Here is a 26884-nt window from a genome sequence, read left to right on the forward strand (position 1 = left end):
AGGTGCCTGGTTAGGTGGTTTGGCGCGTCTGTGCACGATAGTCGGCCACATACTTGCATGGTGCCCCGCGCTGGCACAGCGAAGTAGACAGGCAGAACCTATAACAACAAGCAGACCCCGCAGGACTGCATCGCCAGCACCTTAAAACTGCCTATGAGACACACGATGGAACTCGCAACCAGCAAACTCTCCATGACCGTGCTGATGACGCCGGACATGGCCAACTTTTCCGGCAACGTACATGGCGGCACCCTGCTCAAATACCTCGACGAGGTGGCCTATGCCTGCGCCGCGCGTTACGCCGGCTGCTACGTGGTGACCCTGTCGGTGGACCAGGTGATCTTCCGCGAGCCGGTGCATGTCGGCGAACTGGTCACCTTCCTCGCCTCGGTCAACTACACCGGGCGCACTTCGATGGAGATCGGCATCAAGGTGATCACCGAGAACATCCGCGAGCGTTCGGTGCGCCACAGCAACAGCTGCTTCTTCACCATGGTGGCGATGGACGAGCACGGCCAGCCCAAGCCGGTGCCGCCGCTGCAGCCTGGGAGCGCCGACGAACAGCGGCGCTTCCGCCAGGCGCAGCAGCGCCGGGTGATCCGCGAGGAACTGGAACAGCGCTACCAGTTCCTCGACGACGAGGGCTGAGCACTCAGCCGGCGACTGCCTCGGCCCCGCGCCGGGTCAGGCGCTGGCCGAGCCAGTCCAGCGCCAGCATCAGCAATAAGGAGGCGCCGACCAGCGGGAACAGCAGGCCCAGGCCGAACATGATCGCCACCCCGCCCTTCCACAGCGGCAGGTCGTGGCGCAGTGGCGGCACACCAAAGTGGCCTTGCGGACGGCGTTTCCACCACATCACCAGGCCACTGACCGAGGCCAGCAGGATCAGCAGGCACGCCAGCAGCATCAGCAACTGGTTGGCCAGGCCGAACATCTTGCCCTCGTGCAGCATGGCGCCACTCTCCACCGCCCGCGCCACCAGGCCATAGTCGGCCCAGCGGATGTCCGCCAGCACCTGGCCGCTGTACTGATCCAGGTGCAGGGTGGCGTCATGGCGCGGGTCATCGGCGAACAGGGCGACGGTGAACACGCCCTTGTCGTCGGCCGGGAAGCTGACGCTGTAGCCCGGCTGCACAGCCAGGCGGCTGGCGGTGTCGACGACCTGTTGCAAACCGATGCGCGCGGCAGCTGCCGGCGCGGCGGGAGCATGGCCGTTGTGCGCGGCATGCGGGTCGGATTGCGGCAGCGGGGTGTTCTCCACCGCCCAGGCCACGGTCTGCCGGGCCGCCGTATTGAGGCTGCGCGCCTGCAGGTCCGACTGCGGCACCGCATCCCACATGGCCGCCGGGAAGTGGTTCCAGGCGCCGGCGAACTGCGCGCCCCAGAAGCCGGTCCAGGTCATGCCGGTGAGCAGCATGAACAGCAGCACGGCGCTGCCCCAGAACCCGGTGACCGCATGCAGGTCGCGCCACAGCAGGCGGCCGCGGGCATTCAGGCGCGGCCACAGCACGCCAGCGCCACGCTGGCCGCGCGGCCACCAGAGGTAAAGGCCGGACACCACCAGCACCACGCCCCAGCCGGCGGCCAGCTCGATCAGGCGATCGCCGACAGTGCCGATCAGCAGTTCGCCGTGCAGGGCGCGGGCGAGAGCCTGCAGGTTGTTCGCCGCGTCCTGCTGGCCGAGCAGCGCGCCGCTATAGGGGTCGAGGAACAGGTTGGTCTTGCGTCCGTCGAGCTGGGCGACGAACTGCGCGCTGCTCTCGGCAGTTGCCGGCGGCAGGTACTGGCTCACCTCGGCCTGCGGCAGCGCCTGCTGCAGGCGCGCAAGCTGCTGGTCGGCGGACAGCGGCGTACCGGCCGGCTGCACGCTGAGCAGCTCGGGATACATCAGCTGGTCCAGCTGCGGCTTGAACAGGTAGACGATGCCCGTCAGCGACAGCAGGATCATGAAGGGAATGACGAACAGCCCGGCATAGAAGTGCCAGCGCCAGGCCAGGTTGTAGAAGGATGGCTTGCTCATGCGAATACTCCGCAATGGTCGGATCGAGAGGCTCTGCGGCCTCTGGTGGAAGGATCAGACGAAGCGGTGCGGTGGGGCGCGCGGCGGCGCATCGTGCGGGATGACCGGCTCGCCCCGGACGCTGGTGAGCACCGGGGCGTGCAGCGTGGCGACGACTATGGCCACTCCATCCAGGCCCGGCAGGGTGCCGGTCAGCGCCGGGCTGGACAGCAGCAGGGTGCAGTAGCCGCATTGCGCCCACAGCGGCGCATCGTGCGGCTGCGGCGCGTGCTCCGCATCACCGCAGGCCATCTCGCTCATCCAGGCCGGCACGGCGCTGGCCGCCACGGCCTGTGAGAACAGCGGCGCAGCCAGCAGCAGGAACATGGCCAGCAGGGCCAGGCGCGCAGTGCTCTGTAGGCGGCAGGTCGGGGTCAAGGGGCTATCCGGTTGGGCAGGAAACGGGGCGCGAGCGCGCCCCGGGGGCAAGCATAGCCGCTATTGCAGCGGCGGTGGTGCCCAGGGCAGGCAGCGCAGGCCCTGTTCGTCCCGTAGCGGACCACTGAAGCAATAGCCCTGCCGCTGCGCGTTCCAGCTCGCCGACTGGCCTGGCCGGTAGGGGTTGTCGGCCTCCGGCACGCCCTGCCCCAGGGCATTGAACAGCGCCAGCTTGGCATCCAGGTCATGCAGGCGGGCCAGGTATTTGTTGAAGTCGGGCATGGCGATACCGCCGAGTATCGCTCCCACCGGATTGCGCACACCACGCCAGATGCTGCGCTCGCTGCGCGACGGCAGTTTCACCGCGCGGACGAAAGCTGCCGTATCCAGCCGCGAGTTGGCCGCTGCCTGCAGGTAGTCCGGCAGGCTGTCGTTGACCGTCATGTGTGGCTTGTATATCCAGCGCAGCCACCCTCTGGACGCCCCCAGTTCGGCAGCAGCCTGCGAATCGCCTATCAGGGTCAGCAGTCCGGAACCCACCAGGGCAAACTCGCGCTGCATGGGCGCCTCCAGCGAACGCTCCGCCTCACTGAGCACGGGCTGTGCCGCGGGAGCTGGCGCTAAGCCGGCGCGATACAACGCGGCGATGGCATCCAGGTCGTTGCCGAGCTGACGCGCCAGCATCATCTTCAGGATCAGGTTGTCAGCGCGCGCCAGCCAGCCACGCAACAGGCGCACATCCTGCTGCAACGCGGCCAGCGCCTCGTCGCCGCGACCGTCGAGGGCTAGTGCCAGCGCCTGAGCGGCGCGCAGGCGGTTGGCACGGTCGAGGGTGGTGAAGTTGGCCAGCGGCTCGTCCATGCTCGGCTGGCTCAGGCTGCGGTAGTCCTGCAACGCCAGCAGGGTCTCGTAGCGCCGCAGCAGTTCGCCATGGCGCACCAGCAGCTCGGCCAGCACCGCGCGGTCCTCACGCAGCCGCTGCACACAATCTCCCTCGCCCAGCATGCAGAGCTCGGCGCCGGGCAGCTCGATCCGCTCGCTGGCGACGGCCGCCATCGGCTCGGAGAGGTCATGCTGCGCACGCCATTGCCGATGCGCCTGCAACAGCTGGCGGCCGACCGCCTGCGGCTCCTGGCCGGCAGGCGCATCCAGGCCCAGCAGCAGGAAATAGGCGGCACTCTCGGCGGACTCCGCCGGCGGCTCCAGCCAGGCCTGGGCCTGGGGTGCCAGCGGCTCGTCCTGCCACCATAGCCAGGCGCACGCGCCCAGCACGCCTGCAGTGCCGAGCAGGACCTTCTGCCACTTCTTCATCGCTGGCCTCACTCGTGGCCGATGTAGTGCAGCAGTTCGCGGCGCTGTGGGTGATCCTTGAGCCAGGCACGGACCTCGTCGGCGCGCGCCACTGCCTCGGCGCCGGCCAGGCGGGTGAAGCGCTCACGACGGGCCTGTCCAGCGCTCTCCTGGCGCACCCGGCGCTGCCAGGCCTCGCTGAAGATCGCCGGCATCTTGCGGCTCAGCTCCAGCGCCTTGAGCAGCTGCCATTCGCCGCCGTCGAGCCAGGCCTCGTCGCAGGAGGTGCACAGGTCCAGGCGATTGCCGCGCGTGCCGCTGATCTGGAACTTGCTCATCAGCTTGGCGCACTTCGGGCAGGTCAGCGCCTGGGTGCTTTCGCTGGCGGGCTCGGCCTGCAGTTCGGCTGCACTCGCCTCGGGCTGCGGCGCGCGCTCGGCCCAGTCGCGGTAATAGAGCAGCGCCACCAGGGCGCCGGAGCATTTCTCGCAACCATGGGCCAGCAGGCCCTCGTCGAGCTTGGTGGGTTTCAGTTGCGAATCACGGCAGGCGGGGCAATGCATGGGACATCCTTTTCGCGGGTGGAATTGCTGGGCGCGACCCTATCCAATAAGCCGGGCAGGCTCAAGCGATGGCTGAGCGAGGCGTCACGGATCGGTTAAGCTTGGGCCTGAGATTGCCGGAGCCGCCATGATCGACCTGCTGGATGTGTTGCTGCTGATGCTGTTCGCCACCGCCTGCGCCTGGCTGTGGCGCGGCCATGGCATTCGCGAGCGCGCCCTGGCGCTGGCCAAGCAGCACTGCGCCAAGCTGGACGTGGAGCTGCTCGACGGCAATGTCGCCTTCCGGCGCCTGGCCCTGCTCCGCGACAGCCGCGGCCAGCGCCGCGTGGCGCGCATCTACGGCTTCGAGTTCACCGTCACCGGCGAGCAGCGCCTGAGCGGCAGCATCAGCATGTACGGCCGCCAGCTGGGCGCCATCGAGCTGGCGGCGCACCCGTTCCAGGCGCCACCGCCGCATGATGACAAGGTGATCCGCCTCGACGACTGGCGCCGCGATCATCCCAAGGGCGACGAGCAGCGGCGGGTCGACTGAGGTCAGCCGCGCAGCTCGTCCATCTGCCGCAGCACCTGGCGCCATTCCGGTTCGGCCGCGTAGGTCATCGGCCTGCGCAACAGGCGGCAGCGCCAGCGATGCCAGCGGCTGGCCCGGCGCGCCTGGTTGCGCCGGCAGCCACTGTTCAGCCAGAGCGGATCGAAACCCTCCCAGACCCCGGCCACGCCCCAGTGGTTGAGCCACAGCAGCGGCGCCACTTCTTCCAGGTAGATCAGCCGCAGCTCCTCAACCGGCAGCCCGCTGGCCAGCAGTACGCGGGCGATATGCCGATGGCTGGAGTCCTGCAGCTGGTTATCCAGCCACAGCTCGGACAGCGCCAGCCACACATCCTCGCGACTGGCGCCCATCTCAGGCTCCGGGCCGAAGGAAGGCCAGGACCCGCGCGGCGGCGTCCTCGGGGTGTTCCTGCATGAAGCAGTGGCCACCAGGGACCTCGGCGATACTCACGGCGCCATTGAGCCCGGCCAGACGCCTGGCCGACTGGCCGACGAAGGGATAGGTCTTGTCGCCGTACAGCAGCAGGGTCGGCACGGTGATCGTCGCCAGCGACGGCCACAGGCGCCGCGGGAAGGAGCTGAAGATGTCCACCTCGCGGCTGGGCCGGCACTTCAGCTCGACACCACCCTCGGCGCTGTCCTTCAGCGCGTGGTCGACATAGGCCTGCAGCGCCGCGTCGGTCCAGCCGCGGAAGATGCCCTTGCCCTGCAGCAGGGCGAAGGCGCTGGCGCGATCCGGCCAGTGCCGGCGGCGGCTGGCCGACTTCTTCGCCATGACGTTGCGCCGGTGCAGGCCGACCAGCTCGGACAACGCCATCACGCCCATCATGGTCTGGCTGAACAGCACCGGGTCGAGCAGCACGGCGCGCTGGAACAGCTGCGGCTGGCGCGCCAGGATCAGGCTGGTCAGCACCCCGCCGAAGCTGTGACCGAGGGCGAAGCGCGGCACCTCGCCGAAGATCCCGCGGCCCGCCTCGAAGGCCTCCACCGCCAGCTCGGCGCTGCGGTTCCAGCCGTGGAAACGGCCCCCGTGCTCGCTGTCGCCATGGCCCTGGGCATCACACAGCCAGAGGTCGAAGTGCTCGGCCAGGTCGGCCAGCATCGGCTCGTAGGTACGCCCGCAGAAACCGTTGCCATGCAGGAAGTGCAGCAGCGGCTTGCCGCTGGGCGGTGTGTGCCAGCCGCTGAGGGTGAAGCCGGCGGACGTGGAGTGGGACCAGGGAAGCAGGTGCATGCAGAAAGGACCACGGCGGAAAACTGCGGCCAGTGTAGCGATGCGCCGCGCCCGAGTCAGGCCGACAAAGGTGGCGAATGTTCGGCGATAAAGGCCTGTAGCAGCTGGTTCAGGCGTTGCGGCTGGTCCAGCGGGGTGGCGTGGCCGGAGTCCTCGATCACTTCCAGGCGCGCGTTGCGCAGCTGCGCAAGGTAGGCGCGCTTGTAATCCACCGGTGTGTAGTCGCGGTCACCACTGACCACCAGCAGTGGCACTTCGACCTGCCCCGCCGCCGGCAGCGCCGACCAGCCGGGGATGGCGCGCATGGCATGCAGGTAGGAGGTGCGGTCGTTGCCGGCGATGCGCTCGGCCACCAGATCGCGCAGGGCCTGCTGCTCGGGCTTGGGGAACAGCTTGCCGGCCAGCATCCGCGCCAGCGCCGGCAGGCCGAGCAGGCGCACCAGGCCCAGGCGCAGCCAGACCTGCGCGCGGATCTTCCAGGAGTCGAGTGGAAAGCTCGGCGCGCTGTTGACCACCACCGCCGCGCGCACCAGTGCAGGCTGGTCGGCCAGCAGCTGGAAGGTCAGCATGCCGCCCATGGAAATACCCACCAGGGTGCACGGCGCGATGTCCATGGCGCGGATGAAGTCGGCCACGTCCGCGGCCAGCTCGGCCATGCTCACCGGCGCCCGCAGCGGCTCGCTCTGGCCGTGGCCGCGTACGTCCATGGCGAACACCTCGCAGTGCTGCGCCAGGTGCTCGATCTGCGGCTGCCAGTCGAGCAGCGAGGAACCCAGACCGTGCAACAGCAGCACCGGGCTACCGCGCCCCTGCCGAACATAGGCGAAACGGCCATTGGGCAAGTTCAGATAATCCATGAAAGTTATTCCCTGCACTATTAAATGACAATTAATCGATATTGCCGCAGCAACTTTCAGGCAAAACAAAGTTGCTCGAGCGGAAAACTTTTAATACCCACCTTATTTGCTCTTCCGTGTTATTTGCCTTGCCCTGGCAAACCCCCTAGAATCGATCAGCGCCGTTTCGAGAATTGATCATGTACAGCATCGCCAGCCCCACCCAGGCACGCAGCAAGAAGGCTCTGGAGCGCTTCCTCAACGTGGCTGCCGAGCTGCTGGCGAACAACCAGTTCGAAGAAACCGGCATCTCCCAGATCGCCCAGCTGGCCGAGTCCTCGGTCGGCACCTTCTACCGCCTGCTCGGCGACAAGGACGTACTGCTGTACGCCGTACACCAGCACTTCGTCGAGCAGAGCCGCACCGCCGTGGACAGCCTGGTGGCCGACCTGACGCGCCAGCCGCTGCCGCTGGACGCCCAGGTGGAGGCCTTTATCCGCGGCGTGGTGCGCCTGTTCGACGGCAGCGAGGGCCTGCTCCGCGCGCTGATCCGGCGTAGCTCGATGGACCCGCAGTTCCGCCAGCGCTTCCACCAGCTCAACGCCCACATCGGCCAGGCGTTCGCCAGCATCGTGCTGAGCCACCGCGACAGCCTGCAGCACCCCGCCCCGGAACAGGCCGCCGACCTCAGCGCGCACATGCTGCTCTCCGGCCTGAACTACCTGACCATGGTCGGCAGCCTCGGCACGACCCCCCGGGAACATATCCCGGGAGAACTTTCGCGACTGGTCTGCAATTACCTGCAAGTGTCCCCGCGCTGACTCACTTATATATCCACGCGGGTCAGCGGCGACTGTCACGGCGTAATTGCGCCGGGGTGAAATCGGTCGGCTTCAGGGCAATATCGAACTGTTCCGCCGGTTCTTCGTTGGACAATATGCCGATCACATAACGGCCGCCGATCAGGTCATATACGGCGTCGCCCTTGGTCCATACCAGCGGCTGGTCATACAGGTTGATGGTGTAGGACTCGCCGAGGCGCCACAGGTTGTCGCGATTGTCGTAATGGTCGACCACCAGGATCTGGTAGCTGTCCTCGTCGAAGTACAGATCGCGCTGCTTGTACTGGTGGCGCTGGCCGGCCTTGAGGTTGGCGCGTACGTGCCAGACGCGGTGCAGCTCGTAGCGCAGCAGGTCCGGATTGACGTGGCCGGGCTGGACGATGTCGCTGTACTTGTTGGTTTTGGCCGCGAAGCGGTAACTGTTGTAGGGCACGTACAGCTCCTGCTTGCCCACCAGTTGCCAGTCGTACTTGTCCGGCGCGCCGGAGAACATGTCGAAGTTGTCGGTGGTGCGCATGCCCTCGGAGGCGGTGCCGGGCGAGTCGTAGGCGACGTTCGGCGTGCGCCGCACACGGCGCTGGCCGGCGGCATAGAGCCAGGCCAGGCGCGGTTCCTTGACCTGATTGACGGTCTCGTGGACCAGCAGCTCGGTGCCGGCCAGGCGCGCCGGCGCCAGCACCGACTGGCGGAAGTAGAACAGCACGTTGCCGTTGTCCTTGGCGTAGTCGCCGGCATCCTGGTTGAACAGGAACAGGTCCTCGATCTGGGTCATGAAGTAGTCGCCGCTGGCATGCGGCACGGCCTGGGCGTAGTAGCGTTTGACGCTGTCGCCGCGGTAGCGCACCAGGTGGTTCCACAGCACTTCCAGCGCCGACTGCGGAATCGGGAAGGGCGTGGCCAGCTTGAAGTCGGCGATGCCGTTGCCGTTCTCGATCAGCCTGGCGCTGGCGGCGTTGCCCTTGATCGCGGCATACACCTTGTCCGGGTAGGAGGCGGAGCGACGGCTCGGGTAGACGTTGAGCTTCCAGGTGCCGGAATAGCGCTTGAGCATGGCCAGCTGGCCGGGGCTGAGGTTGGCGCGGTACTGCTCGGCATTGGCGGCGCTGATGCTGAACAGCGGCTGGTCGGCGGCGAAGGGGTCCTTGTAGCCGAGCTTGGCGTCGAAGGCGCCGCTGTCCTTGGCCAGGCCGCCGTCCCAGGCCGGGATGGTGCCGGCGGCGTTGCCGGCCTTTTCCGCGCCCAGCGGGGTGAGGTCCTGGCCGAGACGAGCGACCTGGTCGGCGCCGACCTGGGCCAGGGCCGGGGTGGCGGCCAGCAGGGCGGCGGCCAGCAGGGTAATTCGCAGACAGTGCATGGCGTTCCCTCTCAGAAGCTGTATTTGACGTTGAAGGTCAGGTAGTCGCGGTCGGTGCGCTTGTTGGAGATGCCGCCGCCGCTGTAGCCGACGTACTTGGCACCGACGGTCAGGGACTCCTGGTAGATCGCATCGAGCCCCACCGACCAGCTCTGCGCTTCCTCGTCCAGGCCATTGGTGAGCTGGGGCGCCACCCCGTTGATGCTGTACTGGTAGCCGACGCTGGGTACCAGGTTCACCAGGTTGAACACGTTGGTGTAGGTCAGCTGCAGGCTGGCCTGGGCGCCGTAGGCGCTGCTGGTGGCCTCGTAGTAGTCGACGTCCGACTCCAGGCCCTGCACGCGGCTGGCCACCAGCTCGGAGAACAGCGCGGCCGAGTCCGAGCCGAGCAGGCCGTTGAAGTTGTAGATGGCGGCCAGCGAGGCCTGGAACATGTCCTTCTCGCGGTAGCCGTCGAGGCGGGTGCCGACCGCTAGGCCGTCCGGGTTGAGCAACGCGGTCGGCAGGTATTCGTTGAGGCCGAGGGCGATCGGCGTGTCCGGCCGGTAGCTCAGCTCGCCCGCCAGCGACAGGCCGTTGAACAGGCTGTCGCCGCCGATCGAGGTGTTGAAGCTGATGCCGAACAGGTCGCGCTTCTCCAGGTACTCGGCGTAGTAGCGCGAGCTGCTGGCATCGGGCAGTGCGCCGACCACCGGCAACACCACGGGCTGGCCGACGGTGAGGCCGATCATCGGTACCTGCATGTTGTAGCGCAGGTAGTAGAAGCCCAGCTCGGTGTCGTTCAGCTCCGGCACGTACCAGCGCAGGGCCAGGCCGTACTGGGCCGAATCGTCGCCGTCGATGTCCTGGGCGCGCGGGATGAAGGTGGTGGGGATGTAGCCGCGCAACAGATTGTTGACCAGGCCGGGCGCCAGGCTGTTGGCCCAGGCCTGCGCGGCGGCCGGGCTGTCGAAGGCCAGAGCCTCGCCGACGCGGCCGGTGATCTGCTCCTGCAGCGGCGCGGCGGACAGGTACTCGCAGTCCTCGCCGAGCGGGTCGAGGGTGGAGAAGTAGGTGCCGCAGGGGTCGATCTTCGAGGCTTCCCAGGCCTTGCCCGGCTGCCAGTAGCCTTCCAGCGTGAGGTTGTCGCGCAGCTCGTAGGAGCCGTAGACCATGAAGGTCGGCATATAGGCCTCCTTCACTTCCGAGCCAGGTGCGCGCAGGGCGTTGATGTCCACCGGGTTGGTCGCGCCGATGCCGTTCTGATAGAACAGCCCCTCGCCCCAGTTGATCACCTGGCGCCCCAGGCGGGCGTTGAGGTCGCGCTCGTTCAGGGTCCAGCTGCCGTAGACGAAGGCATCCAGCAGATCGACGCTGGAGCCGGCCTCGTCCAGGCCGCCGTCGCTGATCTCGCGGTGGCGGCGCGAATCGTCCTCCAGCTCGAAGTCGTAGAAGGCGCGACCACGGATAAACACACCGTGGCGCTCCTGGTAGCGCAGGTCCATCTCCGAGACCACCTTGACCATCTCGGAGAACAGGTCGCCCTTCTTGAAGTTCAGGTTGCCATCGTCGGAGTTGATCAGCCCCGAGTTGCTGCCGCTGCCGCCGTTGGCGCGGGCGATCAGCTTGTCGTCCTGGCCCTCCATGCGGTAGCTGACGCCGTAGGAGACGGTGGTGTCGAGCGAGGTGGTCCAGTCGCCCGAACGCACCTGAAACGCCTGCGCTACTTCCAGGGGCAGCGTGCCGAGCAGTGCCAGGCCGGCGACCGCCAGGCCTCTTCCTTGATATGCCACGATGACCTCCAGCTGTTGTTTTTATCGGAATCGGAACATCGGTTCCGTTGCAATGTAGAAGTCGATCAGACCCCTGGCAAGTCACGGCCGATATTTTTCTGCCGCCTCCCCGCTCGCTTAGCGCCGCCACCCATCGACTGCCGGAAATATGGCGCCAATATTTGGTGATATTCCCGCCAGCCGGGCGTCTACTCCCCTGCGTTCCATCGATAGCAGGAGTAGCCCATGCCTACTGTCCGTTCCTCCCTGATCCTCGGCGCCGCCCTGCTGGCGGCCGCCAACCTGCCACTGCAGGCCCAGGCCGCCTCGCGCTGCACCTCGACCGCCACCAGCATCAGCTGCAGCGCACAGACGGCCTGGATCGACTCCGGCAGCGCCGGCCAGCGCAAGGTGGTGTTCCAGGTACCGACCGGTAGCGCACCCAGCGCAGGCTGGCCGGTCGCCCTGCTGTTCCATGGCTCGCTGGTGCGGGTCAGTGGCTTCACCTACGCCAGCGATGCGCCCTTCGGCGGCTACCACCAGGGCGAGCTGGTACGCGCCCTGCTCGACAGCGGCTATGCGGTGATCGCCCCCAACGCGCTGACCGCCGCCGAAGCCTGGCAGACCAACGACCCGCAGTACGCCGAGGACTACGCGGCGAGCAACGATCAGCTGTTCTTCAACAACCTGTTCAAGGCAATGGGCGCCGGCCGCTTTGGCAAGCTCGACCCTGCGCGCTGGTATGCCAGCGGTATCTCCAGTGGCGGCTACAACACCAGCCGCATGGCCTTGTCCTTCCCTGGCCGCTTCAAGGCGCTGGCCATCCAGTCGGCGTCCTGGGCCACCTGCGTCGGTGCGCGCTGCGAGCTGCCGCAGACGCTGCCGGCCGCCCATCCGCCGACCCTGTTCCTCCACGGCATGGCCGACCGCGTGGTGCCCTGGAGCAGCATGCAGCCCTACCATGACGGCCTGCTCTACCAGGGCGTGGAGACGGCCCTGCACAGCGAGGCCGACGGCGGCCACGAGTGGTTCGCCGCTTCGCCCGTAAAGATCCTCGACTGGTTCCAGCGCCACCCCTGAGCCCGCCCGCCCCGTCCGCCCGGACGGGGCCACTCCAGCCAGCACGGCACTGACCGAGCCCAGCAGCGCCTTGCCCGACGTGCACCTGCAGTATTTGACGGAATCGGAATTCCTGTTTCTATTCAGTGAGCGGTACGCCCAACAACAACGCCGGAGATCGCCGCCATGATCGCTTCCCGCACCCTGCTCTGCTGCCTGCTCCTGCTCTGCTCCCTGCCCGCCCTGGCCGACTCGCGCTGCAGCGAAAGGCCGAAGTCGTTGCTGTTGCCCGCCAAGATCAGCTGCAGCCACCAGACCACCTGGATCGATTCCGGCGTGATCGGCGCCCGCCAGGTGATCTACCAGACGCCACTGGGCACGCCGCCCGCCGGCGGCTGGCCGGTGGTGCTGGTCTACCAGGGCTCGTTCTTCCCGCTGGACAACTTCACCTACTACAGCAACCAGCCGTTCGGCGGCTTCTACGAGGGCAAGCTGATCCGCACCCTGCTCGACAACGGCTACGCGGTGATCGCCCCCAGCGCGCCGGCCGACCTGTTCTGGCAGACCAACATCCCCGGCCTGGCGCAGGCCTACGAGCTGAGCACCGACTACGACTTCCTCGGCAACGTGCTGGCGGCCATCGCCGCCGGCCACTTCGGCCCGCTCGACGCGCAGCGCCAGTACGCCACCGGCATCAGCAGCGGCGGCTACAACACCAGCCGCATGGCGGTGTCCTTCCCCGGCAAATTCCGCGCCCTGGCCATCCAGTCCGGCTCCTATGCCACCTGCAGCGGGCCGCTGTGCGTGGTACCGGAGCTGCCCGCCGACCACCCGCCGACCCTGTTCGTGCATGGCTTCATCGATGCGGTAGTGCCCTGGTGGAGCATGGACCTGTACTACGACCGCCTGCTTTATCAGGGCATCGAAACGGCGCGCTACACCGAGCCGCTGGGCAGCCACGAGTGGTTCGCCGCCTCACCGGGCAAGATCCTCGCCTGGTTCGCGGCCCACCCATAACGCCAAACGCATCACAAACTGGCAATCTGCTACCATCGCGACCGGCCGCCCGGCGGCCGGCCCGACCATCGTGGACAAGGACCACACGTTGCAGAACCTGCGCACCTCCGACAACGGCAGCTACATCGACTTCCTCCGCGATCGGCTCAACGAGCTGGGCATCGAGGCCATCGCCTGCGACCTCGGCGAGGAAGCCCGCGGTCATCGCTACGCCCTGCTGCTGCCGCATGACGGCGACGCGCCGCGTGCCTGGCAGGCGCTCCATCAGGCGCCGGGCGAGCATGAGCACCACCTGCAGCTCGCCGACGCGCGGGACAACCGCCTGATCGCCTTCTGCCGCTCCGCTGCCGTGCGCCGCGCCAGCCTGGCGCTACTGGCCCTGGTGCTGCTCGGCAGCCTGGCCGAAGCCCTGCTGCAACACTAGCGGCGCCGACAGGCCAGCAGTCCGGCCTGCAGCGCCTGCGCCTGCTGCGGCGCGGCGAAAATCAGCTCCAGGCGCGAATCGCGCCGCCACTCACTGTCTCGCCACTGCAGCGCCGCGCCTTGCAGCGCGTTGGCCGAGTGCCAGCCGCTCTCGCCGTGCAGCACCAGCTTGGCCCGCCGCCAAGGCAGCCCGGCCAGCCAGGCCTGCACCCGTTCCAGTTCGAATACCTGAGAAGGATGTACCCGCCAGCCGATGCTCCAGCCCTCAGCCTGCGCCTGCACCTGGCAGATCGGCTCCTGCGGGTCACGCCAGATCTGCGCCAGCGGCTCGCGCCCGGCGGCCGGCAGCCCGTTGTCCTGCTCCGGTCCGGCCTGCACGTTACTGCCGGGCAGCTCGGCGAAGTCCAGCTCGCCCTGGCAGGTCCAGCGCATTGGCAGCATCGGCAGCTGCGCCTGCAGCCGCGCGCGCGCCATCTCGTCCAGGCCCTCCGCCTTGTTCAGCAGCAACAGGCCGGCCAGCGCCAGGGTCGCCTGCTGGCTCTCCGGCAGTGCCTGCCCGGCGGCCAGGGCGGCGGCGTCCAGCACCAGCACCGGCGGCTGCAGAGCCAGCACCCCGGCCCAGGGCGCCTGGCCCAGCTGACGCAGCAGTTCCGCAGGGTGGCCCAGACCGGAGGGCTCGATCAGCAGGCGATCCGGCCGCGCCTGGCGCAGCAGGCGGGCCAGGCCGACCTGGAAAGGCGCGCCGGCCACGCAGCACAGACAGCCGCCGGGGATCTCGCTCAGGCTGACGCCGTCGTAGGAGCCGGTCAGCAGCGCCTGGTCCAGGCCAATCTGGCCGAACTCGTTGATCAACACCGCCCAGCGCTCATGCGCCGGTTTATGCGCCAACAGATGGCGGATCAGGCTGGTCTTTCCAGCCCCCAGGGGGCCGGCGATGAGATGGGTCGGGATATTCGCGAGCATGGCGCTATGGTGCGGTTTCACGCGGCCGCGGGAAAGGCTAAAGTCGCCGCTTTGTTCGAGGAGAGATGCGATGCGCGCGATGCTTGCCCTGCTGTTGCTGAGCCTGGCCGGCCAGGCCTGGGCCGAGGCCTGCGTGGTGCATGCCGAAGGCAAGCAGGTGGAGGTGAAGCTCTGCCAGCAGAACCGCAGCATCCCGGCCAATCTGTTCCGCACCGGCTTCTGCGCCCCGCAACTGCAGGGGCAGAAGGTCGAGGTCAGCTTCGCCGGGCAATGCCCAACCGGCGCCTTCGGCGAATGCCGCAACGCCAAGGTGCAGGGCACGCCCTACCAGCAGGACATCCACTACTACGGCGTGGCCAGCGACGCCCGCTACCTCAAGCCCGCCTGCGAGCAGCAGAGCAAGGGCGTGTGGATGACGCGCTAGCAGGCTGTTGAAAAACGTTGGCGAGGCCGCCAGCGCAAGGCAAAAACAGGCGAAAAAGCGCAGTTTACAAGTGGTAAATGAGCATTTTGAGCCTGTTTTTAACGCTGCGATGGCAACGCAGGTAGTTTTTCAACGGTCTGCTAGGCCAGCCAGTCCAGGGTCAGCAGCAGGCGGCGCTCGCCCGGCGACGGTGTCGGCGAGCGATGAATCAGCCCGGCGCCTTCGTTACCCGACCACTTCTCGCCCTTGGCCAGCGCCACCCAGCCGGCCTGCAGACGCTGGATGCGCTCGCTGTCACTCGGCTCGGCCTGAGCGTCGCCGAGACGGCGGCGGTCCATGCCACCCTCCTCCAGCCATTCGCTGGCCACCCCGGCATAGGTGCTGATCAGCCGCAGCGGCACATGGTCGACGTGAAAACGCGGGCACATCGGCTTGGCCAGGCTGCGCAGGCGCAGGCCGATGCGTCGGGCACCGAGCAGGCAGGCAAAGGCCTCGACCAGCCAGGTGAGATCGGCAATGAAGGCGTCATAGCCATGAAAATCCGCCTGCGCCCGCAGCAGCGCGGGCAGGCGCAGCTGCTCGTCGGCGCCGACCTCGATCTGCACCGACTCCGAGACCTCCAGCGGCTGGGCCAGCAGGATGCGCGCGAAGTCCTCGACCTGTGGCGCCAGGCGCCGCTGCCAGACCGCCAGGTTGACGCCCTCCTGCAGCGCCTCGGCGAGAACCTCGGGGTCGGCCCCAAGGCACGCGCGGGGCGGCGGGCGCAGCTTGAGCGCCAGCATCAGGCGGCCTCCTCGGTCCAGGCGCCGAAGGGGTCCGGCAGGCGTTGCCAGGCCTCGGGGCCGGCGGCCATTTCGGCGTCGGTCAGCAGGCAGTCGTCCAGCTCGGCGCGCAGGCGCGCGAAGTCGATGTTCTGGCCGATGAACACCAGCTCCTGGCGGCAGTCGCCGACCTCGGCGCTCCATTTGCTCATGATGGTGCGCAGGCCGTCCTCGTCCTCCGGCCACTGGGTCTTGGGCACGAAGCGCCACCAGCGCCCGGCATAGCCATGGCGCATCAGGCCGCCGGCCTGCGACCAGCTGCCGGCTTCCTGGTACTGGCTGGCCAGCCAGAAGTAGCCCTTGGAGCGCAGCAGACGGCCGTTGACCCATTCGCGGTTGAGGAAGGCGAAGAAGCGCTCCGGGTGGAAGGGCCGGCGCGCCTGGTAGGCGGTCGAGGCGATGCCGTACTCCTCGGTCTCCGGCACGTGCTCGCCGCGCAGCTCCTTGAGCCAGCCGGGGGCCTGGGAAGCCCGGTCGAAATCGAAGCGGCCGGTGTTGAGGATCTTCGCCAGCGGCGCCTGGCCCATCACCATCGGCAGGATCTCGGCTTCGGTGTTGAGCCCGCGCAGGATGGCCGTCAGTTCCTCGCGCTCTGTGCTGGAGATCAGGTCGGTCTTGCTGATCAGGATGACGTCGGCGAACTCCACCTGCTCGATCAGCAGGTCGGTGATCGAGCGCTCGTCTTCCTCACCCAGGGTTTCGCCACGGCTGGCCAGACTCTCCGCCTCATGGAAATCGCGCAGGAAGTTCACCCCGTCGACCACCGTCACCAGCGTATCCAGGCGCGCCAGGTCCGACAGGCTCTGGCCCTGCTCGTCGCGGAAGGTGAAGGTCTCGGCCACCGGCAGCGGCTCGCTGATGCCGGTGGACTCGATCAGCAGGTAGTCGAAGCGGCCGTCGCGGGCCAGCCGCGCCACTTCCTCCAGCAGGTCTTCGCGCAGGGTGCAGCAGATGCAGCCGTTGCTCATCTCCACCAGCTTCTCGTCGGCGCGGTTGAGGCTGACGTCGCGCTGCACCTCCGAGCCGTCGATATTGATCTCACTCATGTCGTTGACGATCAGCGCCACGCGCAGGCCGTCGCGGTTCTTCAGCACATGGTTGAGCAGGGTGCTCTTGCCGGCGCCGAGAAAACCGGACAGCACGGTGACGGGTAAGCGGTTATCCATTGGGGTTTCCTCGCAGCTCGCGTTGTTCCTGACGTTCCTTGGCCTCGACGCCCAGGCTGGCGAACGCCTGCTGCGCCTGGTTCAGACAGGTGTCGGCAAGTCGGCCTCGCTGAGCACAGGCAGGTCTCGTCAGTGTCGATCTATTTTTGTTATAACATAACGCAAACTGGAGAAATCAACCCCGGATCACCGATGAACGCCCCGACCCTCCCCGATATCGCCATGCAAATCAGCACCCAGACGCAGCCCGCGCTGGACTTCGTCGGCATGCAGCAGATCGCCCTGCCCGTGCAGTTGGCCGGCACGCCGCTGGCCTGTAGGGTGGACGCCGGGGTCAGCCTGGATGACGCCAGCGCGCGGGGCATTCACATGTCGCGCCTGTACCTGGCGCTGCAGGACCTGGAACACCAGCCGCTGACCCTGCCGGCCGTGCAGCAGGTACTGCGCCAGTTCCTGGACAGCCACGCAGGCCTGGCGCAGCGCGCCTACCTCAACCTGCGCGGCGAGCTGCTGCTCAAGCGCCCGGCACTGATCAGCCCGCTGGCCGGCTGGAAGGCCTACCCCGTGGCACTCAACACCCGCCTGGACGCCAGGGGGTTTCACGTGGAACTGCAGCTGACACTGGGCTATTCCTCGACCTGCCCATGCTCGGCGGCGCTGGCCCGGCAACTGATTCAGCAGCGATTTATTAATGATTTTGCAGGTAAATCACTCGATCATGCGGACATCCTGGACTGGCTCGGCAGCTCAGAAGGCATTCTCGCCACGCCCCATAGCCAGCGCAGCGAGGCGCGCCTGCAGCTGCGCCTGGACCCGACTCTGCAAGAGCTGCCGCTGCTGCACTGGCTGGACAGCGCCGAGGCCGCCCTGGGCACCGCCCTGCAGACGGCGGTCAAGCGCGCCGATGAGCAGGCCTTCGCCCTGGCCAACGGGCAGAACCTGATGTTCTGCGAGGACGCCGCACGCCGCCTGCATCGAGCCTTGCGGGCGCAAAACGGGCTGCTCGGCTTTGCCCTGGAGGTGGTGCACGCCGAAAGCCTGCATGCCCACGATGCAGCGGCCCAGGGCAGCTGGAACTGGCGCTGAGACCTACCAGCCGCCCCCGCCGCCACCACCGCTACCACCGCCGGAGGAACCGCCTCCCGAGGATGCAGAACCACCGCTGGAACTCGGCGCGCTCGGCATGGAACGAGAGGTCGACGACTGCCTGACCGGGGTCTCGACACAGGCGCTGGCCACTCCGCGATAGAGGCTGGGCGCAAGCTCGCGGTTGATACCCTCGGCGTCACGCCCCAGCGACCAGCCTGGCCGATACTCGCGCAGTTGCGGCTCGATCAACCCGGCAGCCAGAGCCGTGACGAAACGCGCCGTCCACTGTTCCTCCACCCCCAGCGCCATGGCATAGGGCAGGTGCCGCTCATACTGCGCGATGTTCATGGGCGGCGCGGCCCCGGCCTGCGCCAGGCTATCCTCCTCGGCCAGCTGCAGGTACTCGCGATAGCCAGCCAGCTCATCCAGCAGCTGTCGCCCCTCAGACGTCGACGCCGGCAGCAGAAAGCGGAACAGCAGCACCTGCAGCCAGAGCAGTACGATCGCAAGCAGCGTGTAGTCGCCGACGCGCGTGGCCAACCCGCCCAATGCGATCAACGCGAACAGCAGGGCGACGAGGCCTCCCGCCACCGTGCCGTCGCGTAGCAACAGCAGCCCAAAACCACCGAGCACCAGAGCCACCAGGGACAGCCCCGCCACCTCCTTGACGGCGGCGCCCTCGATACTGCCGAACAGCAGAATCAGGGTCGCGATGGCCGCAATGCCCGCCCCGATCAGCCAGGCATCGCTGTTCGATGAACGATAGCGCTCGGCGAAGCGCTGCAGCTGCGTGTTCAACGCGGCACGCGCGCTCTGCAGGCGCGGCTGGAACTTGCTCCCCAGCGGCAATGGCTGCTCCTCGGCAAACAGCTGATCGAGCAGCTTGCGCTCCTCAAAGTTCGCCGCCTCGCTCGCCAGGCTGCCGCGCTGCAGCAGCAGATTGCCGGCTTCGGCCTCGAACCTGAGCAGTCCGCGTATTGCCATATCGGTGAGACTCACACCCAGCTCGCGCACACCGTCGAGACCACCCGCGAAACCGCGATGCCAGAGAAAACTGACCATGGCCGGGCTCAGCCCCTCGGGCGGCTCGTAGCGCGGCACCATCAACCCGGGCCTGGGATCACGCCCCAGGCGATACCAGCACAGGCCATAGAAGCCCAACAGCACGAGCACGGCCAATGCGCCCTTGGGCACCTGGGGGTTGTCGACCAGCAGGCGCCAGGTGCGTTGCCAGGCTGCCGGCCGAGTCACCAGCCCGGACTGCCAGTCCACTGCCAGGGTCAGCCCCTCGCCTGGATCCAGTGTCTCCGTGCTGACGACCTCCAGACGTGCGTCGTCGCGCGCCACGATGCGGTAGTCGCGCCCTTGCGCACCCTTGAACCCCGTGTAGGCATGCGCCGCCCCCAGCCGCGCACCCTCGGGCAGCAGCACCTCGACACGGGTCTCGAGAATCGGCAATGCCCAGCTATTGCCGGTGACGTTCCAGTAAAGCTCGTCACGCTGCTCACTCTGCAGCAACTGCGGGTCGACACGGTAACGCAGCTCATAGGTATGCCGCCCCGGTTCGAGCAGGCGATCCGCACTGCCCAGATAGAGCCGCTCGCCATAGGTCTCGCGCACGGCCCTGGTACTTTCCGGCTGGCCGTTGCGTGTGGCTCCGAGCCACTGGATCGGCGTGCTGCGCTGCAGGCCAGGGCTCAGGCGATAGAGATCCGGCAGCTCGCGATAGATACCGCGCCGAATCTGCTCGCCCTGCGCCTGCACCACGATGCGCTCGCTGACCAGCAACAGGCCATCGCGCTGCACCTGCAGCGTCGCGGCAAAGGATTCGATGACCTCGGCAGCCTGCACCGACAACGACAGACAGGCGCAAAACAGCAGGGAAAACAGCCTTCCTGGCATGAGTAAACTCCTTGTAGGCACCCGAAGGCGCCGGGTTAGGCGGTGAAGCGACCTACCAGCCACCCCCGCCACCGCCGCCGCTACCACCACCGGAGGAACCGCCCCCGGAAGAGCCGCCGGAGGACGAAGACGAGCTGGCCGGCGGCGTCGACGCGCTGGCACTGGCACTGACCAGGCTGGAACTGAGGGCACCACTGAAGGCACTCGGCGAGCTGAAGCTGCTCCGTGCCTTGTACCAGTCCGGCTGGTACTCGTGCAGGCTCGGGTCGACCAGGCCAGCCTCCAGCGCAGCGGCAAAGCGCGCACTCCACTGCGCCTCCACGCCCAGCGCCATGGCATAGGGCAGGTGGCGTTCGTACAGCTCGATGCTCATGGCCGGTGCATCACCGGCACGGGCCAGCACCTCGCTCTCGGCCAGTTGCAGGTAGTCACGGTAGCCGGCCGCCGCATCCAGCAGCGCCTGGCCTTTCACCGAAGGCGCCTCCAGCCAGCGGTAGAACAGCACCAGCTGCACCAGGAAAGCGATGAACAGCAGCAGCACCGGCAACGACGTGGCGGAATACAACATGCCCAGGCCGATCGGCACCGGCCAGCCGAACATTAGGGCCACCAGGCCCATGCCGATGCGCTTGCCCCAGGTCGACTGCCGCGCGGCCATCACCAGCATGATGGCGAAGGGAATGCCGAAGCCGAAGGAGAACAGCAGGCCGCCGATCCCCAGCGCCCATTGCTCGTCGCCCTCCAGCCCGGCCAGCGCGGCAACCAGCATGCCCGGAACCGCCAGGGCCAGGCCGGTGGCCCAGGCCCCGCGGTTGGTGGCGTGCCACAGGTTGCCGTGGGTCTGCAGGCTGTCGACCATGCGCGCCTTCATCTCGGCCAGGCGCGGCTGGTAGGTACTGCCCAACTCCAGCGGCCGGTCGCCCTTGCTCGTCGGGAACAGCCGGCGTAGCCACTCGATTTCGCCGATGCGGGCCGACTCGATCGGCTTCTTGCCGCGCTGGATGACAAAACCCTCGGCACGCGGCCGGTCCTGCAGGCGAATCAGACCCTGGATGGCCCAGTCGGTGAAGCAGATGCTCAGCGCCCGCGCCTCATCGAAGGCGCCGCGAAAGCCACGGTGCCAGAGATAGCCGACCTGGGTCGGGCTGAGGTCGTCCGGCGCCTCGAAGCGCACGATATGCAGGCCCTTGCGCGGGTCGCGCCCGACACGCCGCCAGGTGCGCAGGTAGTAGCCCAGCAGCGCCAGCCAGAGCAGCCCGCCCAGCGTCAGGCCGGCGTTGTCGAACAGCAGGCGCAAGCCGCGCTGAAACAGGCCGGGCCGCTCGATCAGTCCGGACTGCCAGTCCAGGGCAATGGTGAAGCCCTGCTGAGGCGGCAGCACGACGGTGGTTTCCACCAGCAGCGTGTCGTCGGTCAGCTCCACGACCCGATAGCCCCGGCCCTGCGCTCCGCTGGCGCCGGTGTAGCCGGCGAGCTGACCAATCTTGGCCCCGGCCGGCAACCGCACACGCGCCGACGCCTGCAGGATCGGGAACGCCCAGGCATTGCCGGTGACGTTCCAGTACAGCTCGTCCTCGTCCGGCCGCTGCAGCAGCTGCGGATCGACCCGGTAGCGCAGTTCGTACACGTAGCGCCCCGGGTCCAGCTGGATATGTGGCGAACCGAGGTAGAAACGCTGGTAGGCGCCCTGGCTCTCACGGCGCACCGACTCGGCTTCACCGTCGCGGGTGGCGCTGAGCAGGTCGATCGGCGTCTTGCGCAGCAGACCACCGGGCAGGCGATAGGTCACCGGAATGTCGCGATAGATGCCGCGCTGGATCTTGTCGCCCTCGGCCTGCACGGTGATGCGCTCGGTCACGTCCAGCCGGCCATCGTTGCGAACCTGCAGCTCGACGGCGAAATCCTCGATCACTTCCTGCGCCAGCGTCACGCCAGGCAGCACGGCACACAACAGCAGCAGGGGTTTCAGCCATCCCGGCATGTTCAGAACTCCAATTGCGGCGACAGCCCGTCGCGGGCGTCATCCAGGGCAAAATAGGCGGCGCAGCGAAAACCGAAGGCCTTGGCCAGCAGGTTGCTCGGCACCGACTCGACCAGCACGTTGAGCTCGCGCACGGCGCCGTTGTAGTAGCGGCGCGCCATCTGGATATGCTCCTCGACCTCGCTCAGATTGCGCTGCAGGTCGAGGAACACCGCGTCAGCCTTGAGCTCCGGATACCCCTCGACCAGGGCAAAGGTGCGCTGCAGGGCGGCCGACAACTGGCCTTCGATCGGGCCGCGGCCAGCGGCGCCATCGCGCTCGTGGGCCTGCGCTTCGCCACGCCGAATGACCAGCTCTTCCAGGGTATCGCGCTCATGCGCCATGTAGGCCTTGAGACAGGCGACCAACTGCGGGATCAGGCTGGAACGGCGCTTGAGTTGCACATCGATGCCACTCCAGGCCTCCGCCACCCGCGCGCGGTTGAACACCAGGCGGTTGTAGCCATAGATACCGGCCAACAGCACCAGCACGCACAGGGCACCGCCCCACCATCCGAATCCCTGCATTCCCTCGCCCCCGGCTAGTTCCAGGCGCCCAGTGTACCTGCCGAACCAGGCCGATGCCGCCGATTGCGCCACAGCCGCCCAACAGCACAACAGCACAACACGTGCAGGTGCAGGTGCAGGCGCTCGCCGCCCCTCGCCTCGCATGGCCAGGCGGCAAAGCCAGCCAGGCAACGACCATGAACCAGCGCACAATGAAAATGCCGCGCCGGTTCACACTGACGCCACTTCAGTGATGGCCAAATGTGAACCATGGCAAAACTTCAAGTAAGCCATTTCTTACACGAATTAAACAAATAACCAACATATAAACAGCGATTGGCCACTATCCCTGAAATTGGCGTCAAAGTTTGCTACAGACTTGGCCCGAGCACACTTCAGGCAATCTTTGCGCTTGTCTAACACTTCACACTTTCCGCCTTGCCCGACCTCGCCAGCGGGTCTAGGATGCCCACCCCAGAAGGATTCTGTGCAACTACTTGCGCAAACAACTGCGCAGAAAGTTGCACATATCAACCAAGCAACCGCTTGCTTCATATATATAAGAAGCCATCGGAAGTTGCTGGATAGCGAACAGAGTCAAAGGAATGACTGCACTTTCACCCCTGGCTGAGCATTATTTGCAGCTGGCGAAAAACCCCATTAACGATGGAGATTTCGCCGGTGCCGATATGCGTTATTCCGGCGAATTCGAAACCCTCGAAGGCGAGCTGGAAAAAGCCGCGTCCCTGCACCAGACCGAGGCCATCGACTGGCAGAAGATCCGCGATCTGAGCGAGGCGCTGCTGCGTCATCACTCCAAGGATCTGCGCGCCGCCTGCTGGATGACCTGGGCGCTGTACCAGCGCGAGGGACTGGCCGGCCTGCAGGCGGGTCTCGGCCTGCTCCACCTGCTGTGTGGCGAGCGCTGGAACGAGCTGCACCCGCGCAAGGACCGCACCCGCGCCGCCGCCCTAGCCTGGCTCACCCCGCGCCTGGAAAAAGCCCTGGCCGAGGACATCCCGGTGGCCGCGCAGCTGCCGCTGTTCCGCTCCCTGGCCGAGCTGCTGCGCGGCCTGGAGACCTGCCTGGCGCAGCGTCTGGGCGAGGAAGCACCGCTGCTGCTGCCGCTGTGCCGCCGCCTGGACGAGCAGATCAACCGTGCCAGCCAGGGCCAGAGCGAACCCGGGATGGTCGGCGCGGCCATCGCTCAGGTCAAACAGGCCGCCGCCCAGGTGATCAACCCCAGCGCCCCGCTGGACAACGAGCGCGACGCGCACAAGTCGCTGCGCGCCCTGCAGGACGGTGCTCGGCCGCTGTGTGCCTGGTGGCTGAAGCAGAAGGCCAGCGACCTGCGCGCCCTGCGCCTGTCCCGCACCCTGCTGTGGCTGCCGATCGATGGCCTGCCGCAGGCCAATGCCGAACAGATCACCGCCCTGCGCGGTTTGCCCGCCGACAAGCTGGCCAGCTTCGCCGAGCGCTTCGCCGCCGGCCAGTACGCCGACCTGCTGGTGGAAGTGGAAGCCAGCATCGCCCGCGCGCCATTCTGGCTGGATGGCCAGCGCCTGGCCTGGGAATGCCTGCAGGAACTCGGCGCCGAGGCCGCCATGGTCGAAGTGGAGATGCAGCTGGCGCTGTTCCTGCAGCGCGTACCCGGCCTGGACGAACTGCGCTACCACGACGGCGCGCCCTTCGCCGATGCCGAGACCCGCGCCTGGATAGGCGCCAGCGTGCTGCCGCACCTGCAGCCGCCGAGCGCCGAACCGACCGTGCAGGTTGGCGCCGGCGGCGAGCTGCCGGCCTGGGAAGTCGCCCTGCAAGCGGCCCTGCCACGCCTGCGCAAGGACGGCCTGAAGCCCGCGGTGCAGCAGCTCAAGCAGGGCATGGCCCAGGCCCAGGGCGGCCGCGCGCGGTTCTTCTGGCAGCTCGCCCTGGCGCGCCTGTGCAGCGCGGCGAAGAAGCACGAACTGGCCAAGACCCAACTCGAATCCCTCGACCAGACGCTGCAGGCCTCCGGCCTCGGCGAGTGGGAACCCGATCTCGCCCTGGAAGTGCTGCGTCTGCTGCACAACTGCTACGAGCTGCTGCCGCAGAACCACGCGATCCGCGAGCGCAAGGAAGAGATCCACCGCAGGCTGTGCCACCTCGATCTCGAAGTGGTGCTGGATTGAGGCCGCCAGGCCTCCGCTTAACGTAAAGGAGAACAACCATGGCCAAAGAAGGCTCGGTAGCACCCAAGGAACGCATCAACGTCACCTTCAAACCGGCGACCGGCGGTGCTCAGGAAGAGATCGAACTGCCCCTCAAGTTGATGGTTCTGGGTGATTTCACCCAGCGCGCCGACGACCGCAAGATCGAGGACCGCAAGCCGATCAGCATCGACAAGAACAACTTCGACGAAGTGCTGGGCAAGCAGGAGCTGAGCCTGACCTTCGCCGTGCCCAACCGCCTGCAGGACGAAGAAACCGACGACGAGCTGCCGGTGCAGCTGCGCATCAACTCGATGAAGGACTTCAACCCGGCCGCCGTGGTCGACCAGGTCCCCGAGCTGAAGAAGCTGATGGAACTGCGCGACGCCCTGGTCGCCCTGAAAGGCCCGCTGGGCAACGCCCCGGCCTTCCGCAAAGCGATCGAAAGCGTTCTCTCCGACGACGACTCCCGTGACCGCGTACTGGGTGAACTGGGCCTCGCCGCCCAAGCCCAGCAAGACGCCTGAACCCTCGACAAGGAAGCCCGAGCATGAGCACCAGTGCAGTAGTGGAAAGCACCCGGAATGTCGCCGAAGCTGGCATTCTCGACCGCATCATCGCGGAAACCCGCCTGACCCCGGATGACGAGGCCTATGACATCGCCAAGCGTGGCGTGTCCGCCTTCATCGAAGAGCTGCTGAAGCCGCACAACCAGAACGAGCCGGTGAAGAAGGCCATGGTCGACCGCATGATTGCGGAGATCGACGCCAAGCTCAGCCGGCAGATGGACGAGATCCTCCACCACGCCGACTTCCAGGCTCTGGAATCCTCCTGGCGCGGCCTCAAGCTGCTGGTCGATCGCACCGATTTCCGCGAGAACACCAAGCTGGAGATCCTCAACGCCTCCAAGCAGGACCTGCTGGATGACTTCGAGGACAGCCCGGAAATCACCCAGTCCGGCCTGTACAAGCACATCTACACCGCCGAATACGGCCAGTTCGGCGGCCAGCCGGTCGGCGCCATCGTCGCCAACTACTTCTTCGACCCCAGCTCACCGGACATCAAGACCCTGCAGCACGTGGCCTCGGTCGCCTGCATGGCCCACGCGCCGTTCATCGCCGCCGCCGGCCCGAAATTCTTCGGCCTGGAAAGCTTCACCGGCCTGCCCAACCTCAAGGATCTCAAGGATCACTTCGAGGGCCCGCAGTTCGCCAAGTGGCAGAGCTTCCGCGAGCGCGAAGACGCGCGCTACGTCGGCCTGACCCTGCCGCGCTTCCTGCTGCGCAACCCCTACGATCCGGAAGAGAACCCGGTGAAGACCTTCGTCTACAAGGAGAGCGTGTCCGCCAGCCACGAGCACTACCTGTGGGGCAACACCGCCTACACCTTCGCCTCCAAGCTGACCGACAGCTTCGCCAAGTTCCGCTGGTGCCCGAACATCATCGGCCCGCAGAGCGGTGGCGCGGTGGAAGACCTGCCGCTGCACCACTTCGAGAGCATGGGCGAGATCGAGACCAAGATCCCCACCGAAGTGCTGGTTTCCGACCGTCGTGAATACGAACTGGCCGAAGAAGGCTTCATCGCCCTGACCATGCGCAAGGGCAGCGACAACGCCGCGTTCTTCTCCGCCAACTCCACGCAGAAGCCGAAGTTCTTCGGCATCAGCGAAGAAGGCAAGACCGCCGAGCTGAACTACAAGCTCGGCACCCAGCTGCCCTACCTGTTCATCGTCAACCGCCTGGCGCACTACCTGAAAGTGCTGCAGCGCGAGCAGATCGGCGCGTGGAAAGAGCGCACCGACCTGGAACTGGAGCTGAACAAGTGGATCCGCCAGTTCGTCGCCGACCAGGAGAACCCCAGCTCGGAAGTCCGCAGCCGTCGTCCGCTGCGCGCCGCGCAGGTGATCGTCAGCGACGTGGAAGGCGAGCCGGGCTGGTACCGCGTCAGCCTCAACGTGCGCCCGCACTTCAAGTACATGGGTGCCGATTTCACCCTGTCCTTGGTCGGCAAGCTGGACAAGGAGTAAGGGGCAATGACCGGATACGGCAGCCTGTTCGAGCGCCTCGGCGGTGACACCGTCGGCCGCGCCCGCCTCGACCACGAGGTGAGCGTGATGGCCTCGGTGGCTGCCCATCTGGCCAAGATGCTCAGCACCCGGGCGGGCAGCGTGCAGACGCTGCCCGACTACGGGTTGCCCGATCTCAACGACATGCGCCTGTCGCTGCACGACGCGTTGCAGCAGGCACGCATGGCGATCGAACGCTTCATCGAACAATACGAGCCGCGCCTGAAACAGGTGCGGGTCATTTCCCTGCCGCGCGAGCACGACCCGCTCAGCCTCAACTTCGCCATCGAAGGGCTGCTGCAGGTCGATGGCATCAAGCGCCAGGTCAGTTTCGCCGCGCAGCTGGATGGCAGCGGGCAAGTGAAGGTCAGGTAAGGGCCTGTTCAA

At 67.0% G+C, this 26884-nt stretch carries 27 protein-coding genes; 12 read left to right on the forward strand and 15 right to left on the reverse strand.

All coding sequences use genetic code 11. The features are described from left to right. Positions 1-165: 165 nt before the first annotated feature. The gene (locus PA6_RS18095; RefSeq protein ID WP_021702408.1) at positions 166-648 is read left to right on the forward strand and encodes an acyl-CoA thioesterase; all 483 of its coding nucleotides are present in this window, start codon (positions 166-168) and stop codon (positions 646-648) included. A gap of 4 nt (positions 649-652) precedes the next feature. On the opposite strand, the gene PA6_RS18100 is transcribed toward PA6_RS18095, so the two are convergent. From PA6_RS18100 to PA6_RS18115, 4 genes are read right to left on the reverse strand one after another with little or no spacing between them, the layout of a single operon-like run. Next, the gene (locus PA6_RS18100) at positions 653-2020 is read right to left on the reverse strand and encodes a PepSY-associated TM helix domain-containing protein (protein WP_021702409.1); all 1368 of its coding nucleotides are present in this window, start codon (positions 2018-2020) and stop codon (positions 653-655) included. Positions 2021-2074: 54 nt separating this feature from the next. Continuing rightward, positions 2075-2437 carry a DUF2946 family protein gene (locus PA6_RS18105; protein ID WP_021702410.1) on the reverse strand — a complete coding sequence of 121 codons (363 nt, stop codon included), beginning with the start codon at positions 2435-2437 and terminating at the stop codon, positions 2075-2077. 60 nt (positions 2438-2497) lie between these two features. Next, positions 2498-3748, reverse strand: a complete 1251-nt coding sequence (locus PA6_RS18110; RefSeq protein ID WP_021702411.1) for a hypothetical protein — start codon at positions 3746-3748, stop codon at positions 2498-2500. An 8-nt stretch (positions 3749-3756) separates the two neighbouring features. Continuing rightward, complete coding sequence (locus PA6_RS18115) at positions 3757-4290, reverse strand: TFIIB-type zinc ribbon-containing protein (protein ID WP_021702412.1); 534 nt, start codon at positions 4288-4290, stop codon at positions 3757-3759. Between the two features lie 127 nt (positions 4291-4417). Here PA6_RS18115 and PA6_RS18120 point away from each other — a divergent pair, with 127 nt between their 5' ends. Then, entirely contained in the window at positions 4418-4822 is a 405-nt protein-coding gene (locus tag PA6_RS18120) for a DUF3301 domain-containing protein (protein ID WP_021702413.1), read from the forward strand. A gap of 2 nt (positions 4823-4824) precedes the next feature. On the opposite strand, the gene PA6_RS18125 is transcribed toward PA6_RS18120, so the two are convergent. Genes PA6_RS18125 through PA6_RS18135 form a run of 3 tightly spaced genes read right to left on the reverse strand, consistent with a single transcriptional unit; the run spans position 4825 to position 6930 of the window. Further along, positions 4825-5190 carry a DUF7079 family protein gene (locus PA6_RS18125; protein WP_021702414.1) on the reverse strand — a complete coding sequence of 122 codons (366 nt, stop codon included), beginning with the start codon at positions 5188-5190 and terminating at the stop codon, positions 4825-4827. A gap of 1 nt (position 5191) precedes the next feature. Then, positions 5192-6073 carry an alpha/beta fold hydrolase gene (locus PA6_RS18130; RefSeq protein WP_021702415.1) on the reverse strand — a complete coding sequence of 294 codons (882 nt, stop codon included), beginning with the start codon at positions 6071-6073 and terminating at the stop codon, positions 5192-5194. Positions 6074-6129: 56 nt separating this feature from the next. Continuing rightward, the gene (locus tag PA6_RS18135) at positions 6130-6930 is read right to left on the reverse strand and encodes an alpha/beta fold hydrolase (protein ID WP_021702416.1); all 801 of its coding nucleotides are present in this window, start codon (positions 6928-6930) and stop codon (positions 6130-6132) included. Positions 6931-7109: 179 nt separating this feature from the next. Between PA6_RS18135 and PA6_RS18140 the strand changes: the two genes are divergently transcribed. Next, positions 7110-7730, forward strand: coding sequence for a TetR/AcrR family transcriptional regulator (locus PA6_RS18140; protein ID WP_021702417.1), 621 nt, complete (start codon positions 7110-7112; stop codon positions 7728-7730). A 22-nt stretch (positions 7731-7752) separates the two neighbouring features. Here the strand turns inward: PA6_RS18140 and PA6_RS18145 are convergent, their stop codons facing one another. Together PA6_RS18145 and PA6_RS18150 are read right to left on the reverse strand one after the other, a co-directional pair. Continuing rightward, positions 7753-9105 (reverse strand): DUF1329 domain-containing protein, encoded by a 1353-nt coding sequence (locus PA6_RS18145; protein ID WP_021702418.1) that lies wholly within the window; start codon positions 9103-9105, stop codon positions 7753-7755. An 11-nt stretch (positions 9106-9116) separates the two neighbouring features. Beyond that, entirely contained in the window at positions 9117-10877 is a 1761-nt protein-coding gene (locus PA6_RS18150) for a DUF1302 domain-containing protein (protein WP_021702419.1), read from the reverse strand. Between the two features lie 225 nt (positions 10878-11102). Between PA6_RS18150 and PA6_RS18155 the strand changes: the two genes are divergently transcribed. The 3 genes from PA6_RS18155 to PA6_RS18165 all read left to right on the forward strand — a co-directional run bounded on the left by PA6_RS18155 (position 11103) and on the right by PA6_RS18165 (position 13356). Next, the gene (locus PA6_RS18155) at positions 11103-11936 is read left to right on the forward strand and encodes an extracellular medium-chain-length polyhydroxyalkanoate depolymerase (RefSeq protein ID WP_021702420.1); all 834 of its coding nucleotides are present in this window, start codon (positions 11103-11105) and stop codon (positions 11934-11936) included. 165 nt (positions 11937-12101) lie between these two features. After that, entirely contained in the window at positions 12102-12932 is an 831-nt protein-coding gene (locus PA6_RS18160) for an extracellular medium-chain-length polyhydroxyalkanoate depolymerase (RefSeq protein ID WP_021702421.1), read from the forward strand. A 70-nt stretch (positions 12933-13002) separates the two neighbouring features. Beyond that, the gene (locus PA6_RS18165) at positions 13003-13356 is read left to right on the forward strand and encodes a hypothetical protein (protein ID WP_021702422.1); all 354 of its coding nucleotides are present in this window, start codon (positions 13003-13005) and stop codon (positions 13354-13356) included. Here the strand turns inward: PA6_RS18165 and PA6_RS18170 are convergent. Then, on the reverse strand, positions 13353-14318 hold the full coding sequence (locus PA6_RS18170; RefSeq protein WP_021702423.1) for a CobW family GTP-binding protein: 966 nt from the start codon (positions 14316-14318) through the stop codon (positions 13353-13355). The two genes, PA6_RS18165 and PA6_RS18170, sit on opposite strands and share 4 nt — an antisense overlap. A 70-nt stretch (positions 14319-14388) precedes the next feature. On the opposite strand from PA6_RS18170, the gene PA6_RS18175 reads away from it, so the two are divergent. Next, positions 14389-14742, forward strand: coding sequence for a hypothetical protein (locus PA6_RS18175; RefSeq protein ID WP_021702424.1), 354 nt, complete (start codon positions 14389-14391; stop codon positions 14740-14742). Positions 14743-14882: 140 nt separating this feature from the next. Here PA6_RS18175 and PA6_RS18180 read toward each other — a convergent pair whose 3' ends face one another. Together PA6_RS18180 and zigA are read right to left on the reverse strand one after the other, a co-directional pair. Further along, on the reverse strand, positions 14883-15524 hold the full coding sequence (locus tag PA6_RS18180; protein WP_021702425.1) for a DUF1826 domain-containing protein: 642 nt from the start codon (positions 15522-15524) through the stop codon (positions 14883-14885). Next, positions 15524-16729 (reverse strand): zinc metallochaperone GTPase ZigA, encoded by a 1206-nt coding sequence (zigA, locus tag PA6_RS18185; RefSeq protein ID WP_021702426.1) that lies wholly within the window; start codon positions 16727-16729, stop codon positions 15524-15526. The genes PA6_RS18180 and zigA overlap by 1 nt, the downstream gene beginning before the upstream one ends. 192 nt (positions 16730-16921) lie before the next feature. Here zigA and folE2 point away from each other — a divergent pair, with 192 nt between their 5' ends. Continuing rightward, on the forward strand, positions 16922-17815 hold the full coding sequence (gene folE2 / locus PA6_RS18190; RefSeq protein WP_021702427.1) for a GTP cyclohydrolase FolE2: 894 nt from the start codon (positions 16922-16924) through the stop codon (positions 17813-17815). A 3-nt stretch (positions 17816-17818) separates the two neighbouring features. On the opposite strand, the gene PA6_RS18195 is transcribed toward folE2, so the two are convergent. From PA6_RS18195 to PA6_RS18205, 3 genes are read right to left on the reverse strand one after another with little or no spacing between them, the layout of a single operon-like run. Beyond that, on the reverse strand, positions 17819-19720 hold the full coding sequence (locus tag PA6_RS18195) for a DUF2207 domain-containing protein (RefSeq protein WP_021702428.1): 1902 nt from the start codon (positions 19718-19720) through the stop codon (positions 17819-17821). Positions 19721-19772: 52 nt separating this feature from the next. Further along, positions 19773-21701: a DUF2207 domain-containing protein gene (locus tag PA6_RS18200; RefSeq protein ID WP_021702429.1), complete on the reverse strand. Its 1929-nt coding sequence runs from the start codon at positions 21699-21701 to the stop codon at positions 19773-19775. Between the two features lie 2 nt (positions 21702-21703). After that, positions 21704-22267 carry a LemA family protein gene (locus tag PA6_RS18205; RefSeq protein WP_021702430.1) on the reverse strand — a complete coding sequence of 188 codons (564 nt, stop codon included), beginning with the start codon at positions 22265-22267 and terminating at the stop codon, positions 21704-21706. Between the two features lie 584 nt (positions 22268-22851). On the opposite strand from PA6_RS18205, the gene tssA reads away from it, so the two are divergent. Genes tssA through tssE form a run of 4 tightly spaced genes read left to right on the forward strand, consistent with a single transcriptional unit; the run spans position 22852 to position 26872 of the window. Continuing rightward, positions 22852-24414 carry a type VI secretion system protein TssA gene (gene tssA / locus PA6_RS18210; RefSeq protein ID WP_021702431.1) on the forward strand — a complete coding sequence of 521 codons (1563 nt, stop codon included), beginning with the start codon at positions 22852-22854 and terminating at the stop codon, positions 24412-24414. A gap of 38 nt (positions 24415-24452) precedes the next feature. Next, on the forward strand, positions 24453-24959 hold the full coding sequence (tssB, locus tag PA6_RS18215) for a type VI secretion system contractile sheath small subunit (protein WP_021702432.1): 507 nt from the start codon (positions 24453-24455) through the stop codon (positions 24957-24959). 23 nt (positions 24960-24982) lie between these two features. After that, positions 24983-26458: a type VI secretion system contractile sheath large subunit gene (gene tssC / locus PA6_RS18220; RefSeq protein WP_021702433.1), complete on the forward strand. Its 1476-nt coding sequence runs from the start codon at positions 24983-24985 to the stop codon at positions 26456-26458. A gap of 6 nt (positions 26459-26464) precedes the next feature. Continuing rightward, a complete protein-coding gene (tssE, locus tag PA6_RS18225) occupies positions 26465-26872 on the forward strand; it encodes a type VI secretion system baseplate subunit TssE (RefSeq protein WP_021702434.1) in 408 nt (135 codons plus the stop codon). Positions 26873-26884: the final 12 nt, after the last annotated feature.

The sequence above is a fragment of the Aquipseudomonas alcaligenes NBRC 14159 genome (assembly GCF_000467105.1).
Taxonomy (GTDB): Bacteria; Pseudomonadota; Gammaproteobacteria; order Pseudomonadales; family Pseudomonadaceae; genus Aquipseudomonas; species Aquipseudomonas alcaligenes.

Coding starts and splice junctions, on each gene's coding strand:
- PA6_RS18145 (WP_021702418.1), bottom strand. CDS start 9,105: ATGCACTGTCTGCGAATTACCCTGCTGGCCGCCGCCCTGCTGGCCGCC.
- PA6_RS18170 (WP_021702423.1), bottom strand. CDS start 14,318: ATGCTCGCGAATATCCCGACCCATCTCATCGCCGGCCCCCTGGGGGCT.
- PA6_RS18160 (WP_021702421.1), top strand. CDS start 12,102: ATGATCGCTTCCCGCACCCTGCTCTGCTGCCTGCTCCTGCTCTGCTCC.
- PA6_RS18095 (WP_021702408.1), top strand. CDS start 166: ATGGAACTCGCAACCAGCAAACTCTCCATGACCGTGCTGATGACGCCG.
- PA6_RS18180 (WP_021702425.1), bottom strand. CDS start 15,524: ATGCTGGCGCTCAAGCTGCGCCCGCCGCCCCGCGCGTGCCTTGGGGCC.
- PA6_RS18135 (WP_021702416.1), bottom strand. CDS start 6,930: ATGGATTATCTGAACTTGCCCAATGGCCGTTTCGCCTATGTTCGGCAG.
- PA6_RS18205 (WP_021702430.1), bottom strand. CDS start 22,267: ATGCAGGGATTCGGATGGTGGGGCGGTGCCCTGTGCGTGCTGGTGCTG.
- PA6_RS18200 (WP_021702429.1), bottom strand. CDS start 21,701: ATGCCGGGATGGCTGAAACCCCTGCTGCTGTTGTGTGCCGTGCTGCCT.
- PA6_RS18100 (WP_021702409.1), bottom strand. CDS start 2,020: ATGAGCAAGCCATCCTTCTACAACCTGGCCTGGCGCTGGCACTTCTAT.
- PA6_RS18125 (WP_021702414.1), bottom strand. CDS start 5,190: ATGGGCGCCAGTCGCGAGGATGTGTGGCTGGCGCTGTCCGAGCTGTGG.
- tssA (WP_021702431.1), top strand. CDS start 22,852: ATGACTGCACTTTCACCCCTGGCTGAGCATTATTTGCAGCTGGCGAAA.
- PA6_RS18140 (WP_021702417.1), top strand. CDS start 7,110: ATGTACAGCATCGCCAGCCCCACCCAGGCACGCAGCAAGAAGGCTCTG.
- tssC (WP_021702433.1), top strand. CDS start 24,983: ATGAGCACCAGTGCAGTAGTGGAAAGCACCCGGAATGTCGCCGAAGCT.
- PA6_RS18155 (WP_021702420.1), top strand. CDS start 11,103: ATGCCTACTGTCCGTTCCTCCCTGATCCTCGGCGCCGCCCTGCTGGCG.
- PA6_RS18120 (WP_021702413.1), top strand. CDS start 4,418: ATGATCGACCTGCTGGATGTGTTGCTGCTGATGCTGTTCGCCACCGCC.
- PA6_RS18110 (WP_021702411.1), bottom strand. CDS start 3,748: ATGAAGAAGTGGCAGAAGGTCCTGCTCGGCACTGCAGGCGTGCTGGGC.
- PA6_RS18130 (WP_021702415.1), bottom strand. CDS start 6,073: ATGCACCTGCTTCCCTGGTCCCACTCCACGTCCGCCGGCTTCACCCTC.
- folE2 (WP_021702427.1), top strand. CDS start 16,922: ATGAACGCCCCGACCCTCCCCGATATCGCCATGCAAATCAGCACCCAG.
- tssE (WP_021702434.1), top strand. CDS start 26,465: ATGACCGGATACGGCAGCCTGTTCGAGCGCCTCGGCGGTGACACCGTC.
- PA6_RS18175 (WP_021702424.1), top strand. CDS start 14,389: ATGCGCGCGATGCTTGCCCTGCTGTTGCTGAGCCTGGCCGGCCAGGCC.
- zigA (WP_021702426.1), bottom strand. CDS start 16,729: ATGGATAACCGCTTACCCGTCACCGTGCTGTCCGGTTTTCTCGGCGCC.
- tssB (WP_021702432.1), top strand. CDS start 24,453: ATGGCCAAAGAAGGCTCGGTAGCACCCAAGGAACGCATCAACGTCACC.
- PA6_RS18115 (WP_021702412.1), bottom strand. CDS start 4,290: ATGCATTGCCCCGCCTGCCGTGATTCGCAACTGAAACCCACCAAGCTC.
- PA6_RS18195 (WP_021702428.1), bottom strand. CDS start 19,720: ATGCCAGGAAGGCTGTTTTCCCTGCTGTTTTGCGCCTGTCTGTCGTTG.